Below are 16,172 nucleotides of genomic sequence, written 5' to 3'. Positions count from 1 at the left end.
TTTCCGCCGCGCGACGCCTTATGAAGCCCGACGCCAGACTGACCACCGGCCCGATCGGCCGCACCCTGCTGCTGTTCTCGCTGCCGGTGCTCGGCAGCAACATACTGCAGTCGCTGAACGCCTCGATCAATTCGGTCTGGGTCGGGCGCTTCCTCGGCGAGGCCGCGCTGACCGCCACCTCCAACGCCAACATCCTCCTGTTCTTCCTGCTGGGCGTGGTGTTCGGCATCAGCATGGCCAACACCATCATGATCGGCCAGGCCGTCGGCGCGCGCGACCTGGACGAGGCGCGCCGGGTGGTCGGCACCAGCACCACCTTCTTCGTGGCGATGTCGGTGCTGGCGTCGGCGCTGGGCTACTTCTACACCCCCGACATCCTCGCGGCGATGCGGACCCCGCCCGATGCCGCGCCGCTGGCGGTGGCCTACCTGCGCATCATCTTCCTGGCGCTGCCGTTCATGTACTTCTACAACTTCGTGATGATGACGCTGCGCGGCGCCGGCGATTCGCGCACGCCGTTCTGGTTCATGCTGCTGTCGGTGGTGCTGGACGTGGTGCTCAACCCGGTGCTGATCTTCGGCATGGGCCCGGTCCCGGCCATGGGCATCGCCGGCTCGGCACTGGCCACGCTGATCGCCCAGCTGGCAAGCCTGGCGGCGATGATGGCGCTGCTGTACCGGCGCCGGCATTTCCTGCTGCTGCGCCGCGGCCAGCTGGCGCTGCTGGTGCCGGACCCGGCGATCCTGCGCGCGCTGGTGGTCAAGGGTCTGCCGATGGGCCTGCAGATGGTGATGATCTCCTCGTCCGCCATCGTCATGATGGCGCTGGTCAACGCCCATGGCTCGCAGACCACCGCCGCCTACGGCGTGGCGTCGCAGCTGTGGACCTATGTGCAGATGCCCGCGCTGGCGGTGGGCGCGAGCGTATCGTCGATGGTGGCGCAGAACGTCGGCGCCGGACTGTGGCAGCGCGTGGCGCGCATCACGCGCATGGGGCTGCTGTTCAACGTGGCCATGACCGGCGCGCTGGTGGCGCTGATCTACCTGTTCAACCGCTACTCGCTGGGCCTGTTCCTCGGCACCGACGGCGTCGCCATCGGCATCGCCCAGCATATCAACGTGGTGGTGCTGTGGTCGTTCATCCTGTTTGGCTTCACCATCGTCATCTTCGGCACGGTGCGCGCCACCGGCGCGGTGATGGCGCCGCTGGCGATCCTGTTCCTGTCGATGTGGGTGATCCGGCTGCCGTTCGCCTGGGCGCTGGGCCCGCGCCTCGGCCCCGACGCGATCTGGTGGAGCTTCCCGCTCGGCTCGATGGTGTCGCTGGCGCTGGCGATCGGCTACTACCGCTTCGGCAACTGGCGCCGCAGCCAGATCCTGCCGGTCGCGCCGCAGCAGGCGCAGGCCGTCGGGCAGGCGCCCGATACCGGCATGGGCACGCCCTGCGAAGACGCCGGCGAGGTCGTCGAGCCGGCCGGCGCCGCCACACCCGCGACCGAAGCCGCGCGCTGATGGCATCGAAGGCCCGCGCGTGGAAGGCTTTGCATTGAAAGCCATTCGAAAGATCGATGTGGCATCGTGGCATCGCTGGCTCTCCCTCCAGCGTACGCGTGGGCTGCCTGGCACGGCAGCGGTGCGCGTCTTTGCGGCCGCGCCTTGCCTGGATGCAAGTGCGCGCGCCGTCTTGTTGGCCTGACCTTCCCTGTCCGTTTTCCACCTTTGTTCCTGAACATGAAAATACATCACGTTGTGATGTATTTGCTCGGGTCAGGTGGCCAGTTTTTGCCTTGTTTCAAGGGGTTATTGGTAAATACCCCTAAAAGCGGACAAATGAAAGGCACCTGAAAGATCACGTCTCTAAGGTTCGGGTCAACCGTCGGGGAGCATGCCGTCCTGCATGCGTCGGCGCGCCCGAGCCAGTGCGCCCCCGGCACGGCATTTCGTGAACTTTGAGGAGAATCGCTTTGCGCATACGCAGCCAAAAGGACTTTGCCTCCGGCCTGATGTTCATTCTGGTCGGGCTGGGCTTTTCCTGGGTCGCTCGCGGCTATTCCATGGGAACGGCCGCCAAGATGGGACCCGGATATTTTCCATTCCTGCTGGGCCTGGTGCTCGCGGTGCTGGGGGCGGTGGTGCTGCTGACCTCGCTGTCGCCCAAGGGCGAACAGGACCACCTGGCGCGCTGGGACCTGAAGACGTTGCTGTGGATCCTCGGCTCGGTGGTGCTGTTCGGCCTGCTGCTCAAGCCGCTGGGCATGGTGCTGTCGGTGTTCGTGCTGGTGCTGGTGTCGTCGATGGCCAGCCACGAGTTCAGCTGGAAGGGCGCGCTGCTCAACGCGGTGGTGCTGGTGCTGATCAGCCTGGGCGCGTTCGTGTACGGCATCAACCTGCAGATGCCGGTGTGGCCGGCCTTTATCACCGGTTAAGGAGTGCCGCATCATGGAATTGTTTGAACACCTTGCGCTGGGCTTTTCCACCGCGTTGTCGCTGCAGAACCTGGCCTATGCCTTCCTGGGCTGCGTGCTGGGCACCCTGATCGGCGTGCTGCCGGGCCTGGGGCCGCTGGCCACCATCGCCATGCTGCTGCCGATCACCTACACGCTGCCGCCGGTGGCCGCGCTGATCATGCTGGCCGGCATCTACTACGGCGCCCAGTACGGCGGCTCGACCACCGCCATCCTGGTGAACCTGCCGGGTGAATCGTCGTCGGTGGTGACCACCATCGACGGCTACCAGATGGCGCGGCGCGGCCGCGCGGGGGTGGCGCTGGCCACCGCCGGCCTGGGCTCGTTCTTCGCCGGCTGCGTCGCCACGCTGATCCTGGCCGCCTTCGCCACGCCGCTGTCGGAGATCGCCTTCAAGTTCGGCCCGGCCGAATACTTCTCGCTGATGGTGCTCGGCCTGATCGGCGCGGTTGTGCTGGCCTCGGGCTCGCTGCCCAAGGCCATCGCGATGATCGTGCTGGGCCTGCTGCTGGGCCTGATCGGCACCGACGTCAACTCGGGCGCGGCGCGCTTCTCGTTCGACGTGCCGGAGCTGACCGACGGCATCGACTTCGTCGCGCTGGCGATGGGCATGTTCGGCTTTGCCGAGATCATCGCCAACCTGGAGCAGAAGGAAGCCCGCGAGACCTTCACCAACAAGGTCACCAACCTGTTCCCGACCAAGGAAGACTTCAGGCGCATGATCCCGGCGGTGCTGCGCGGCACCGCGCTGGGCTCGGCGCTGGGCATCCTGCCCGGCGGCGGCGCCTCGCTGGCCTCGTTCGCGGCGTACTCGCTGGAAAAGAAGACGTCCAGGAACGCGCATGAATTCGGCAAGGGCGCGATCGAAGGCGTGGCCGGTCCGGAGTCGGCCAACAACGCCGCGGCGCAGACCTCGTTCATCCCGCTGCTGACGCTGGGCATCCCGCCCAACGCGGTGATGGCGCTGATGGTGGGCGCGATGACCATCCACAACATCCAGCCCGGCCCGCAGGTCATGACCAGCAACCCGTCGCTGTTCTGGGGCCTGATCGCCTCGATGTGGATCGGCAACCTGATGCTGATCATCCTGAACCTGCCGATGATCGGCATCTGGGTGAAGCTGCTGACCGTGCCGTACCGCTTCCTGTACCCGGCGATCCTGGTGTTCTGCGGCATCGGCGTGTACTCGGTCAACAACCAGACCTTCGACGTGTTCATGGCCGCCGGCTTCGGCGTGATCGGCTACCTGTTCCTGAAGCTGAAGTGCGAACCCGCGCCGCTGCTGCTCGGCTTCGTGCTGGGGCCGATGATGGAAGAGAACTTCCGCCGCACGCTGCTGCTGTCGCGCGGGGACTTCACTGTGTTCGTGACGCGTCCGCTGTCGGTCGGCCTGCTGATCGCGGCCGCCGCGCTGGTGGCGGTGGTGGCACTGCCGTCGATCAAGGCCAAGCGCGAGGAAGCGTTCCAGGAAGACTAGCGCTCGCGCGCCCCGGAATGGCGCCGGCGCCTTGACCGCGACCGGCGTACGCAATGCAAGCATTCGGGGTGCCTTCGCGCACCCCGTTTTCTTTCGCGGACGCGCCGCGCGTCCGCCCCCCCCTTATTCCCGGAGCGTGCCCGACTGCGGCAGCAGTCATGGGCTGCGCATGATGATCAGGATTCCCGCACCATCGGGTGCGCCGACAGCGCCCATGAAACCGCCTACCCTTGACCGGTTTTTCTCACGCATCTATGTGCTCAAGCTGGTCCAGTCCAGCCCATCGACGGTGCTCAGCCTGGTCGACCGCCTGCGCGAGCGTGGCATCGACAAGAACATCCGCTCGCTGCGGCCGATCCTGCGCAGCCTGATGATGGCGCGCGCGATTACCGCCGAGCTGGTGGAAGGCAGTGGCCGCGTGTATTGCATCACCGCGCAGGGGCGGGCGGAGCTGGAGGCGTATATCTCGCACCTGGCCGTGCTGAAGGCGGAGCTGGAGCCGGCCGGCAAAGCGCTGGTGCGGCGCGATGCCGAGGCTTGAAATATGAGAGGTTTAAAGGATTGAACCCCGGTGTCAGCCTACGTGCGCTGACGCCAGAAGCAACTGCCGACCCGTCACGGCCACTCGCGCTTTGCATTGGGGTGTTTGGGTTCAAACGCGCGTGAACGCGGGCGCGGGCCCGATCGTCGAAGATCGCACCCGCGCGCGGTCTACGCTTAGACCTGCTGCTGGCCGCCGTCGACGAACAACTCGATGCCGTTCACAAAGCTCGCGTCCTCCGAGGCGAGAAACAACGCGGCGCTCGCGATCTCGCCGGGTTCGCCGAGGCGCCCCATCGGGATCTGGGCAGCCAGGTAATCGGCGAGGCCCTGGCGTTGGGCGGCATCGTCACCGGCGAGGTCGAGGAGGCCGGGTGTGCGCGTTGCGCCCGGGCTGATTGTGTTCACGCGGACGCGGCGATCCTTGAGATCGAGAATCCAGCTGCGTACGAAGGCGCGCACCGCGGCTTTCGAGGCCGAATAAACACTGAATGCAGCCGTGCCCGCGCTGCCTGCGGTTGAACCAGTCAGAATCACCGACGCGCCCTGGGCGAGCAGCGGCAGCGCTTTTTGCACCGTGAAGAGCACGCCCTTCACATTGCGATCGAAGGTGTCGTCATAGTGTTCTTCGGTGATGGTGCCAAGCGGCAGCATCGAACCGCCGCCAGCGTTCGCGAACAGCACGTCGAGATGCCCCTGTTCTTCCTTGATCTGCGCATACAGCGTGTCGAGCTCACCCAGCTTTGTGGAATCGACACGTACCCCCGTCGCGCTGCCGCCTGCTTCGCGGATGCTCTTCACCGCGGCATCAAGTTCTGCCTGACGGCGGCCGGTGAGGTAGACGTGCGCGCCTTCTGCGGCGAAGCGCTGCGCAGTAGCGAGGCCGATGCCGCTGGTCGCGCCAGTAACCAGTGCAATCTTGTTGTCGAGCTTGCGTGCCATGGCGTTTCTCCTTTCGTTCGGCAGGTGAATGACTGTGATGTTGCGTGCTGCGGTGTGAGCAGAATATCGACGCGCCGGGCTTTTCGAAATAGAATTGATTGAAATCTAACGTTGCAAAAATGAAAAGATGAGGCGCAATGGCGAAACTTCCTGATTTCGAAGGACTTGCGATGTTCGCGAAGGTCGCCGAGGAAGGATCGTTCTCGGCCGCGGGGCGCGCGGTGGGGGTGTCGGTGGCCACGGTCTCGCGTGGTGTCGCTCGTCTGGAAGAACGGCTGGGCGCTCGGCTTTTCAACCGCACATCGCGCGAGCTCTCGCTTACCGAGTTCGGTCGTACGATCTGTGAGAAGGCTGGAGAGATCTACCGTCAGGCTGAAGAAGCAGAAAGCGCGGCGCGCGAGATGTCAGTGCAGCCTCGCGGACTGGTGCGCCTGGCCGTGCCGATGTCGTTCGGGCTGCGCTGGGTCGCGCCGCTGCTGCCCGGCTTTTTTCGCGCGTACCCGGAGGTGTCGATCGACATGCATCTTTCGGATGCGTCGGTCGATCTGGTTGCCGATGGGTATGACGCCGCACTGCGCATTGCCGCGCTGCCGGATTCGTCGCTGGTCGCGCGACGGCTGTGCGCGGTCACCCAATTCGTGGTGGCGTCGCCGGCGTATCTGGAGCGCGAAGGGCGGCCCGCCCATCCGCGCGAACTGGCGGACCGGCCGTGCCTCTCATATGCGTACCGCGCGCGCAGCGATGTGTGGCGCTTCACAAACGCTGTGGGCGAGGAGGAGTCGGTTATGCCGACCGGCCCGTTGCGCGTGACGAATTCGGATGCGCTGCTGCCCACGTTGCTCGACGGCCTCGCAATAGCCGAGCTACCCGAATTCATCGCTAGTGAATATTTGGCCGATGGCCGCCTCGAAACGATCCTCACCGACTGGTCGCTGACGAAGGGCGGCCTTTACTTTGTCACGCCATCGGCGCGCGCCCGTCCCGCGAAGGTCGCTGCGCTGTCCGACTATTTTGGCGAGCATCTCTCCGAGCCGTCATGGCGATGGCCCAGGTAAAGCGTTGGCGGGGTTGAGCCGCAGCAGACGCGTTCTTTGCCATAGCCTGCGCAGCCACGTGGCTAGATGTCGGTCCAGCATCCGCCGAAGGAAACAGTATTCTTTGGTCCGCCGCGGGCGGGACTTCTTTATCGTGGAACATTGCCGGCGACGCCTACTTTTCCACCCTCTGTCTCATCCGCAACGAGATTGCGGTCAGCGATCAGCCTGCTCCAACGCGCAAGCTCCTGCTGAATAAACGCCTGGAAATCCGTAGGGCCCGCGTGCACGACTTTGAAACCGTAACCCGAGAGTACCTCGCTCTTCGTCAGCTCGGAAAGGACCTGCTTCACCGCTAGATCAAGTTTCCCGATTCTCTCCTTCGCGGTCCCCTTGGGGGCCAAAACACCATACCAGCCGCTGACCAACATGTTTGGCAAGCCAGCCTCTGCAAAGGTGGGCGTGTCGGGCGCTATCGACAGACGCATGTCATTCGCAACCGCCAGTGCCCGCAACTTCCCGGACCTGATGTGTCTGAGGCTATCGGCGCCAGCGAAGACTGCGTCCACATCACCGCTGATCGCCGCCATGACCGCCGGGACGCCGCCGTGGTACGGAACATGTGTCAGTCGAACCGAGGCAGATTGGGAGAGCAACTCTATGGCGAGATGGCTCGTATTTCCGTATCCAGCCGAGGCCACGGTAACCGGATGGGACTTCGCCCGGAGGACAAGGTCGGATACAGACGTGATTCTTGAAGTTGCTCCCACATAGAGAACCAACGGTTGCCTTGCTATGAGGGAAACTGGTTGGAAGTCGCTGACGGGGTCATAGCCCGCCGACTTACTCACTAGTGGTCCGATCGCGTAGGCGGCAAGAGCCAGCACGAGCGTATAGCCATCGTTCTTGGCGCGCTGTGTGTGTCGCAAGGCGATTTGTCCGCCTGCACCGGGCTTGTATTGAAGCACCACAGGCACTGCCAGGGCCTTTTGCAGGCCGTCGCTGAGTGGGCGCGCCATAAGATCCGCCGGCCCCCCCGGAGGATAAGGTACGACGATGGTGACTGGTTGATCTGGGTAAGCCGCCAACGCTGGCTGAACGGAGGTCATCATTCCTCCCAGCAACAGCCAGCTGCCAAGCACAGTCGCGCTTCGCACCATGGGCGCACGCTTCGGCCTGGCTCGATCCATCATCCATGTCGAGTTTCGTTCTACGGGCGCGGGAGCTTCGAGTCCCCTAATTTCTCTGCAAGTGTTTTGCACAATTAAAAAAACCTGGACTATTTTGCAGATTCTAGCGGTCGGGCCATACGCGCAGCAGTCGACTCGCACGCTGCTGCCTTTGCCACCCGTCTTCGTGACAGCAAAAGCCTGCGAGCTTTTCAGGACGTTGGACCAGTAGACGTATTCAAGTGCACATTGCGCCGCCTGCCAAAGGCGGACATGCGTTCACCCAACCCGGCCGTCATCAGCGACTATCGACTATGTGTTGACAGGGGCCGATTTGGTAAGATGTCGCCTCCCGGCTGCGCCTGCAAGCCGCTTTTTTCCGCACATTTGTTCCCGATAACGGTGCTTTCCATGTTTTTCCCGCAGGCGGGAGTGCGCTCAGGCTTTGATTCCACATGGGAGGCAGGCGACCGCCGGTTTGGCCGCGGCTGGCTGATGCAGGACGATGGTCGCAAGGTGCCTGTGCTCGGTGTCTGGCCTGCCGGCAAGCACTGCACGCCGGCCGCGCTTGACAGGCTGGCTCACGAATACGCGCTTCGTGACGACCTCGATGCAACTTGGGCCGCCCGCCCGTTAAGCCTGTTGTGCGAGCGCGATACGGCAGTGCTTCTGCTCGACGATCCGGGAGGCGAGCCACTCGCCCAACTGGTGGGTGGGCCGATTGACCCAGCGACGTTTCTCGACATTGCCGTGGCCGTGACCATGGCGGTCAGCCATCTCCATCAGCGCGGCCTGGTCCACAAGGATTTGAAGCCTGCCCATGTCCTCGTTTCTCCGGACCGGCGCCAGGTCTGGTTGCTAGGCTTCGGCATGGCGTCGCGAGTGCAGCGCAGCGCCCAACCGCGTGCGGATATTAGTGAGATCGCCGGCACGCTGGCCTATATGTCGCCAGAACAGACAGGCCGGATGAATCGCGCCATCGACGCGCGAAGCGACCTGTACGCACTAGGCGTGACCTTCTACCAGCTGCTTACTGGTGTGCTGCCCTTCGTCGCCAGCGACCCGCTGGACTGGATCCATGCACACCTTGCCCGCACGCCGTGCCCGCCCGCAGAGCGTAACCCGGCTGTACCTGCGATGCTGTCGGCGCTTGTCATGAAGCTCCTGGCGAAAGCTCCCGAGGAGCGTTATCAGACAGCGGCAGGGCTGGTGCGCGATCTGCAGCACTGCCGCCGGGCATTGTTGGCGCATGGGCAGATTGCAGCATTCGCGCTGGGGCAGCGCGACCTTTCGGGTGCATGGGTAATACCCGACCGTCTCTATGGCCGCGAGTTTGCCATGGCGACCTTGCTTGCAGCTTACGAGCGCGTGGCATGCACGGGACGCAGCGAGATCGTGATGGTCTCCGGCCACTCTGGCGTAGGCAAGACGTCGCTCCTGCGGATGTTTGGTGGGGCGGTTGCCGGGCGCGGCGGGGTCCATGCCGCCGGCAATTCCGATGCGCCGGTGGACGTAGCGACCGACGCAGCTGTCGATGCGGGCATACGGCTGCCCTATGCAGCGCTTACCAGAGCAGTGAGCGGCTTGTTGCGGCTCGGACTGGCAGATCACGCGGCCGACATGGCCCCTTGGCGCACTGTCATCGCGGAGGCGCTGGGGCCGAACGCCGGTGCGCTTGCGCCATTGCTGCCCGAACTGAGGACGCTGCTTGGTCCGGTACCGTGGATGCGCGACACGCCATCGCGCGAAACGGGGGCCCAAGTGCAGCTCGCGTTGCGCAACCTCGTGGCAGCCCTTGCGAGAACCGCGCGACCGCTGACGCTGTGCCTCGACGACATCCAGTGGCTCGACGACGAAAGCGTCACGCTGCTGCACCAGATGCTCACTGATCCGGGCACAGCAGACCTGCTGGTGGTCTGCGCCTATCGCAGTCACGAGGTCGGGGACGACCAGGGCGTGATGCAATGCGCCGATGCGTTACGCGCGGATGGCGCCGCAGTGACCCAGGTCGAGCTGGGCTGCCTCGACGAATCTGACCTGCGGCAACTCGTCGCCGACGCGCTCCACTGCGATACCGAAACGGCGACACCGCTTGCGCGACTGGTGATGGAGAAGACGGCTGGCAACGCATTTTTCGCCACGCGGTTCATCAGTGAATTATCCGAGGAGGGGCTGCTGCACTTCGATCACGGCGCGGCACGCTGGACCTGGGATCTCGGGCAGATCGCAGCCAAGGCGCTGACCGACAACGTGGTATCGCTGATGGTTAGACGGATCGACCGGCTGCCAGCCAGTACCCGATCGACACTGGCCCTGCTCGCCTGCCTTGGCAACGACACCACGGTCGACACCTTGGCGCGCGGTTGGACCGGTGACGCCGATGAACTGGAGCCCGCGGTCCGGGAGGCCGAGCGAACGGGGCTGGTTTCGTGCAGGGAGAACGTGCTGCGCTTCTCTCACGATCGCATCCTCGAAGCGGCCTATTCGCGCATCGCCGAGCCAACGCGGCAGGCGTTCCATCTGCGTGTTGGCCGACTGCTGCTTGAGCGCACGCCGTCCGACGAGCTTGACGCCAACGTCTTTACCATAGTCGGGCAATTGAACCGCGCGACCGACAACATCGTGGGGCAGGACGAGCGCGACAGGCTCGCGGAACTAAACCTGGCCGCTGCCCTGCGCGCCAAGTCCGCATGCGCCAACACCGCGGCGCTGCACTATCTGTCGATCGGGCTTGCACTGCTGGGCGATCACGGCTTTTCCCGGCACGAGGCCCTCGCCTTCGAATTGACACTGCACATGGCCGAATGCGAGTTTCTCACCGGGAAGTCGGCGCGCGCCGAGCATCGGTTGGCAGCACTGGCAGCGCGCACTTCGTCGATCACCGCGCTGGCACTCCTCACGCAGCTCCAGCTCGGTTTGCTGATGACCGGCGGGCGCCGTGCCGAAGCAGTCACGGTAGGCCTTGCTTACCTGCAGCGTGCCGGGGTCGAATGGGCATCGCATCCGAACGCCACCGCATTGGAGCACGAGGAGGCGCTGTTTGCCCGTCAACTTGGCGACCGCGAGATCGCCGAACTGGCCTCGCTGCCCCCGATGACGGATGCTGGCGCGCTCGCCACGATGCGCGTGCTGGTTGCCCTCGTGCAGCCGGCCTGGTACACCGACGATCATTTGCGCAGGCTTGTGATACTGCGCATGGTCAACCTGAGCGTGTCGCATGGCAACAGCGACGAATCTGCCTTGGCCTATGCATGGGTGGCGATGCTGCAAGTGGCCGCGCCAACCGGCGAGTCGGCCGGCGTCGCATTTGAGCGTCTGTCGGTAGAGGTTGCGGAACGGCGAGGCATGGATCGTATACGCGCACGCGTATATCAAGTCGTCGGCGGGAATCTTCTGCACTGGTCCAAGCCGCTGCGGGTCGCGCGCGGCCTGCTACGTCAGGCGCTGGAGTTGACACAGCAAATTGGCGACCTCACCTATGCCGCGTACATCCGGAGCAGCCTGATGACGCACGCGCTGGCGATCGGCGATCCGCTCGGCACTGTTCAGCGGGATGCCGACTCGGGCAGCGTGTTCGTATGGGGGCCGCGATTCACGCTGTTAGCGGACCGCCTTGCGCCCCAGCGCCAGCTCGTACGCACGCTGCGCGGATTGACGCCGGTCTTCGGCCGCTTCGACGCCAAGGATTTCAGCGAAGCATCGTTCGAAGACCGGTTGCGCGGCGACGTGGGGATGCTTCTGGTGTCATGCTGGTACTGGATACGCAAGCTTCAGGCACGCTACCTGGCTGGTGCCCCCGCTGAGGCGTTGGATGCGGCGGCGCAGGCGCACCCACTTCTGTGGACCTCGCCAGCCTATTTCGAGCAGGCGGAATACCATTTTTACGCCGCCCTGGCACGCGCGGCGTGCTGCAATCCCGCCGTCGAAGGCGAACTCGCAGGCCACCTTCCCGCCCTGGCCGGGCACCACTGGCAGTTGGCGCAATGGGCACGGCGATGTCCGGCGACGTTTGCGCACCGGGCCACGCTGGTCCAGGCGGAGATTGCCCGGCTCGAAGGACGCGACATCGACGCGATGCGCGGGTATGAGTCGGCTATCGCCCTGGCACGCGAGGGCGACCTCATCCACATGCAGGCCCTGGCAAACGAGCTGGCGGCGCGCTTTTATCTGGATCGGCAACTGGATAACGTAGCAATGGTGTACTTGCGTCAGGCGCGTCACGGTTACACGCGTTGGGGTGCAGACGCCAAGGTCTGGCAGCTCGACATGCAATATCCCGCGCTGGCCGCCGAAGCGGGCGCCACCCTTGCCTCAACGTCGTCGATGGGCACGATTGGCGCGCCGCTCCAGCATCTGGACCTGGCCACGGTCATCGCGATCTCGGATGCGATTTCTGGCGAGACCGGGCTGGAGCGGCTGCTGGCAACGCTGATCCGGACTGCGATCGAGCAGGCCGGCGCGACGCGCGGGCTGCTCATCTTGCCCGAAGGCGCTGAGCACCGCGTGGAAGCCGAGGCTGCCGTTCGTGATGAAACGGTCATGGTGACATTGTCGGTGCGCCCGCTCGACGCGGCCGATATGCCGATGGCGATGATCGAGCAGGTGCTGGATTCGCGCGAGCACGTGGTGATAAACGATGGCTGCGCCAACGGAGCCTTTTCCGCTGATCCTTTTGTTTGCCAACGCCGGGCACGTTCGATGCTGTGCCTGCCGCTGCTAAATCAAGGCCGTATGGCCGGAGTGCTTTATCTTGAAAACGCGCTTGCGCCAGGCGTGTTCGTTCCGGCACGGATCGAAGTGATCAAGCTGCTGGCGTTCCAGGCGGCCAGTGCTATTGAGAACAGTCGGCTTTCCGAGCATCGCCGACGCACGGATGAATCGCTGCGCCAGGCGCAGGCGGAGCTGGCTCACGCAAGCCGTGTGATGACACTTAATGCGCTTACCGCGTCAATCGCCCATGAGGTGAGCCAGCCCATTGCGGCATTGACCATTGAGGCACGCGCCGCGCTACGGTGGCTCGATCGCAAGCAACCGGAGGTCGAGCAGGCGGTTGCAGCGTTGGGTGCCATTGTCGAACAAGGGGCACGTGCTGGCAGCGTTATTGCGGGCATGCGTTCGATGTTGCGCAAGACCGGGCCTCAAGCGCAGCGGATCAATCTTAACGAAATGATCACCGAGACGCTGCCGCTCTTTGCCAGCGAACTGGAGCGCACCCAAGTCAACCTGAAAACCGAACTCGTGCCTTCGCTGCCCTTGGTGTGTGCCGATAAGATCCAACTCCAGCAAGTGTTGCTGAATCTCGTTATGAATGCCGTTGAGGCCATGCGGGAAATCCTCGAGCATTCACGCGAACTCATGGTCCGCACCGCGGTCAGCCCGACGCGTGAGGTAGTGGTCACGGTGCACGACGTCGGTGTCGGCCTGCCTGGCGATACGGAGCAGGTTTTCCAGCCCTTCTACACGACCAAGGCCGAAGGTTTGGGCATGGGTCTGTCGATCTGTCGCTCGATCATCGAGGCGCATGGCGGGCGTCTGCACGCCTGGCCGAACCGGCCGCGGGGCGCGGTATTCGGTTTCGCTTTGATGGCCGCCGAAACTGCGTCCGAAGAGGGTTGCCAGGTCTGGTCTTCGTGAAGAAATGCCAATCCGGGCCACTCGCTTTGAACCTTTCAGGCTTTTGCTTTTACATCAAGGCGTGTGAGGCGGGAGCGCGAAAAAAAAGGTTCATCGAGGAATTCCGGGGAAGGCTGCGCGGATTTTGAGGAAGAAGTATTCCTCGTCGCGATAGCCGTACGCGCGGCGCTTGATGACCTTGATGGTGTTGTTGATGCCTTCGACCACGCTGGTGTTCAATGGGTGGCGGCAGCGGGCCAAGATGCCATGCCAGTAGCCTTGCAGGCGCTTCGCAAACAACTCCAGGGCAGGTATTCGGCTCTGCCGAGCCTGCTCGCACCATTGCTCCCAAGCTTTTTGCGCCCACGCCGGGCGGCGGTAGAACCATAGCCGCTTTAGCTCGTCGCGCAACAGATAGACTGTCAGCAATGGCCGGTTCGCCTCCAGGACCTCATCCAGATGAACCGCCTGGGGGACGCTCAAGTTCTCCCGATTCCGCAGCAGTAGCCAGCGTGTGGACTTGAGCACCCGTCTGGCCGGCCGATCGTGCCGCAGCTGATTGGCCTGATCCACCCGTACTCGGTCGATGACCTCACGCCCGTACTTAGCTACCACGTGGAACAGGTCGAAGACCACCTCTGCTTGCGGGCAATGCGCCCGGATCTCCAACTCATACGCGGTCGTCATGTCGATGGCGACGGCCTCGATGCGCTGCGCAACGCCGGCGGGAGCTGCTCAAAGAAGGCTCGGGCGGTCTCGCGTGAGCGCCCCTGTCCGATCCAGAGCACCTGCCGCCCAATGGGGTCGACTACCACCGTGGCATATCGATGCCCCTTGTGTAGCGCGAACTCATCCATGGCCAGGTAGCGGATATTGGACCAGTCCGGCTCGGCCACTGCCTCACGCAAGCGAGCCTTATCGATCGATTTAACTGTGTGCCAGCCCAGATCGTAGAAGGCCGCCACCGCCTGCACCGTACAGTGGCGCAACAAGTGGCCGCAAGCCTGGGCCAAGCGGGCCGTCACGCGTTGGTAGCGCCCAAGCCATTCCAGCCGCTCCAGCCTCGGACCGCCGCAACGGTCGCACCAAACGCGCCGGCGCGGCACGTGCAGTACGACCCGATACTCGAACAGCGGAAGGTCCCGGACTCGCCTGACCACTGTCTCATGCACCTGATGGCAGCGCGCGCCACACTCCTCGCAATGCATGACCTTGCTGACCGGCTTCAAGTACAACGACAGCGTACGGCTCTCTCCCTCCGGCCATTCCACGCGCTCCAGCCGGTAGCCCTTCCAGCAACCCAGTGCTTGCAGCGTCTTGCGATCCAGCACACATCCCCCTGATACCTGAAGAAACAGACATCAGCATACAAAATGTGCTCTTTCGGGCCACGGTTTTCTGCGAAGAACCAAAAAAAAGGCGCGCCTGTCGCTAGACGAATCCCGCCTTGGCGCGAATGTCCTAATGTGACGACGCACCGGTTCTATCTCTCGGCCTGCAATACCTGATGTACTAGTGACACGCCCAAGGGCGGACGGCGCTCCGTTCGGAGCGAGCGGAACTGGTAGCGCAGACATGGTCGAGGGCAGTATGTCCGTCAGCATATTCGATATCTTCAAGGTTGAAATCGACCCCTTTGGTTCGCCTGCCGTGGGCCTCATGATCGGGGCTCGCCACTTGAATGTGCCGAGGGTCGACGAGCACCCGATGCCCTACTCCTTTCGCAGCGCCGGGGAGCTCCTGCGGATGTGCAAGGCGTCAGGTCGCACCATTGCCGACCTGATGCTGGAGAATGAGAAATGCTGGCGCAGCACCTATGATATTCGCGCCGGGATTCTGGAAATTGCCGCTGCCATGGAAGCTTGTATAGCGCGGGGCTGCCCAAGCGGCGGTAGTTTTCCGGGGCCGATACAGGTGCGGCGCCCAACTGCCGAGCGCGATCGGCAACTATCAAAGCGTTTGGACTCGGCCATCCTGCACGCGATGGCGCTGAACCGAGAAAAGGCCAGGGGCGGGCGAATCGCGGCGGCTCCGCCAAATGGCGCCGGCGGCATAATTGCTGCGGTCCTGCAGTACTACCGCAAGTTCGTAGCCGGAGCCAATGAGGATGGTGTGGTGGATTTCCTGTTAACCGCTGCGGCCATCGGCATTATTGGTAGGGAAAACGCCTCGATATTTGGGAGCGAGGCCGGCAGCCAGGCTGAAGTCGAGGTGGCCTGCGCGATGGCTGCCGCGGGTCTTGCTGCGGTCCTGGGCGGTAGCAACGAACAAATCGAGAACGCAATTGACACCGGACTGAATCGCCACCCTGGCATAAGCTCCTATCTGGCCGGGGAGCACGGCCGGCGACCTGGTCGCGGTGGGGCTTTCAGCGCAGCCTGAAGGGAAAAGCCATGGAACATATTGATAGTCTGGCTCTGCGCAAGGCGTTGGGTGCGTTCCCCACAGGGGTGGCTGTGCTGACCACTTTGGACGCCACTGGCAGGGCCTGCGGGCTCACCGTCAACTCGTTCAGCTCGGTCTCGCTAAATCCGCCATTGATCCTGTGGAGTCAATCGCTCTCATCCAGGAGCCATCCCGTTTTTCGGGACGCGGAGCGGTTTGCGGTAAATATCCTCTCGGAGCATCAAATTCAAATCTCCAGACAGTTTTCGACAGCTGGCGACGATAAATTCCGCCATCTCGCATTTCGATCCGGTATGGGCGGCGTTCCCATTATCAGTGCGTGCGCGGCAAACCTGGAGTGCATAAAGGTTTCCGCCCATCCTGAAGGCGACCATGTGATTTATATCGGTCGGGTTGTCCGCCTGGAACGGTCCGAACAGAGGCCGCTCGTCTTCGGGGATGGCCGCTACCTGGTAGCGCGCCCTCATCAGCAGGATGAGCGGGGCGCGGTTCTCGCTTTGGCAAGCTAGGGATGGTGGTCCACTCCA

General features: G+C 63.7%; 10 protein-coding genes and 1 pseudogene. 8 read left to right on the top strand and 3 right to left on the bottom strand.

Annotated features, from left to right (window positions below; all coding sequences use genetic code 11):
• Positions 1 to 20: 20 nt before the first annotated feature.
• The 4 genes from CBM2586_RS26775 to CBM2586_RS26760 all read left to right on the top strand — a co-directional run bounded on the left by CBM2586_RS26775 (position 21) and on the right by CBM2586_RS26760 (position 4,482).
• Positions 21 to 1,511 carry an MATE family efflux transporter gene (locus tag CBM2586_RS26775; protein ID WP_115690852.1) on the top strand — a complete coding sequence of 497 codons (1,491 nt, stop codon included), beginning with the start codon at positions 21 to 23 and terminating at the stop codon, positions 1,509 to 1,511.
• A gap of 452 nt (positions 1,512 to 1,963) precedes the next feature.
• Positions 1,964 to 2,425 carry a tripartite tricarboxylate transporter TctB family protein gene (locus CBM2586_RS26770; RefSeq protein ID WP_025585326.1) on the top strand — a complete coding sequence of 154 codons (462 nt, stop codon included), beginning with the start codon at positions 1,964 to 1,966 and terminating at the stop codon, positions 2,423 to 2,425.
• Positions 2,426 to 2,438: 13 nt separating this feature from the next.
• Entirely contained in the window at positions 2,439 to 3,941 is a 1,503-nt protein-coding gene (locus CBM2586_RS26765) for a tripartite tricarboxylate transporter permease (protein ID WP_115666293.1), read from the top strand.
• Positions 3,942 to 4,155: 214 nt separating this feature from the next.
• A complete protein-coding gene (locus CBM2586_RS26760) occupies positions 4,156 to 4,482 on the top strand; it encodes a helix-turn-helix transcriptional regulator (RefSeq protein WP_115690849.1) in 327 nt (108 codons plus the stop codon).
• Positions 4,483 to 4,658: 176 nt separating this feature from the next.
• Here the strand turns inward: CBM2586_RS26760 and CBM2586_RS26755 are convergent, their stop codons facing one another.
• Positions 4,659 to 5,423, bottom strand: a complete 765-nt coding sequence (locus CBM2586_RS26755) for an SDR family NAD(P)-dependent oxidoreductase (protein WP_115666295.1) — start codon at positions 5,421 to 5,423, stop codon at positions 4,659 to 4,661.
• Between the two features lie 137 nt (positions 5,424 to 5,560).
• Here CBM2586_RS26755 and CBM2586_RS26750 point away from each other — a divergent pair, with 137 nt between their 5' ends.
• Positions 5,561 to 6,478, top strand: a complete 918-nt coding sequence (locus tag CBM2586_RS26750) for a LysR family transcriptional regulator (RefSeq protein ID WP_115690847.1) — start codon at positions 5,561 to 5,563, stop codon at positions 6,476 to 6,478.
• A gap of 128 nt (positions 6,479 to 6,606) precedes the next feature.
• On the opposite strand, the gene CBM2586_RS26745 is transcribed toward CBM2586_RS26750, so the two are convergent.
• Positions 6,607 to 7,476: a Bug family tripartite tricarboxylate transporter substrate binding protein gene (locus CBM2586_RS26745; protein ID WP_240988035.1), complete on the bottom strand. Its 870-nt coding sequence runs from the start codon at positions 7,474 to 7,476 to the stop codon at positions 6,607 to 6,609.
• Between the two features lie 492 nt (positions 7,477 to 7,968).
• On the opposite strand from CBM2586_RS26745, the gene CBM2586_RS26740 reads away from it, so the two are divergent.
• On the top strand, positions 7,969 to 13,260 hold the full coding sequence (locus tag CBM2586_RS26740; RefSeq protein WP_240988102.1) for a trifunctional serine/threonine-protein kinase/ATP-binding protein/sensor histidine kinase: 5,292 nt from the start codon (positions 7,969 to 7,971) through the stop codon (positions 13,258 to 13,260).
• A 90-nt stretch (positions 13,261 to 13,350) separates the two neighbouring features.
• On the opposite strand, the pseudogene CBM2586_RS26735 reads toward CBM2586_RS26740, so the two are convergent.
• Positions 13,351 to 14,570, bottom strand: a pseudogene (locus CBM2586_RS26735) (ISL3-like element ISRta1 family transposase).
• 259 nt (positions 14,571 to 14,829) lie between these two features.
• Between CBM2586_RS26735 and CBM2586_RS26730 the strand changes: the two are divergent.
• Together CBM2586_RS26730 and CBM2586_RS26725 are read left to right on the top strand one after the other, a co-directional pair.
• Positions 14,830 to 15,621, top strand: a complete 792-nt coding sequence (locus CBM2586_RS26730; protein ID WP_172587126.1) for an L-serine ammonia-lyase, iron-sulfur-dependent, subunit beta — start codon at positions 14,830 to 14,832, stop codon at positions 15,619 to 15,621.
• A gap of 11 nt (positions 15,622 to 15,632) precedes the next feature.
• Positions 15,633 to 16,154, top strand: coding sequence for a flavin reductase family protein (locus CBM2586_RS26725; RefSeq protein WP_115690843.1), 522 nt, complete (start codon positions 15,633 to 15,635; stop codon positions 16,152 to 16,154).
• The last annotated feature ends 18 nt before the right edge of the window (positions 16,155 to 16,172 follow it).

The sequence above is a fragment of the Cupriavidus taiwanensis genome (assembly GCF_900250115.1).
Lineage (GTDB): Bacteria > Pseudomonadota > Gammaproteobacteria > Burkholderiales > Burkholderiaceae > Cupriavidus > Cupriavidus taiwanensis_B.
Note: the sequence above shows the minus strand (reverse complement) of the source record. Positions and strands in the feature narration are given on the sequence as shown.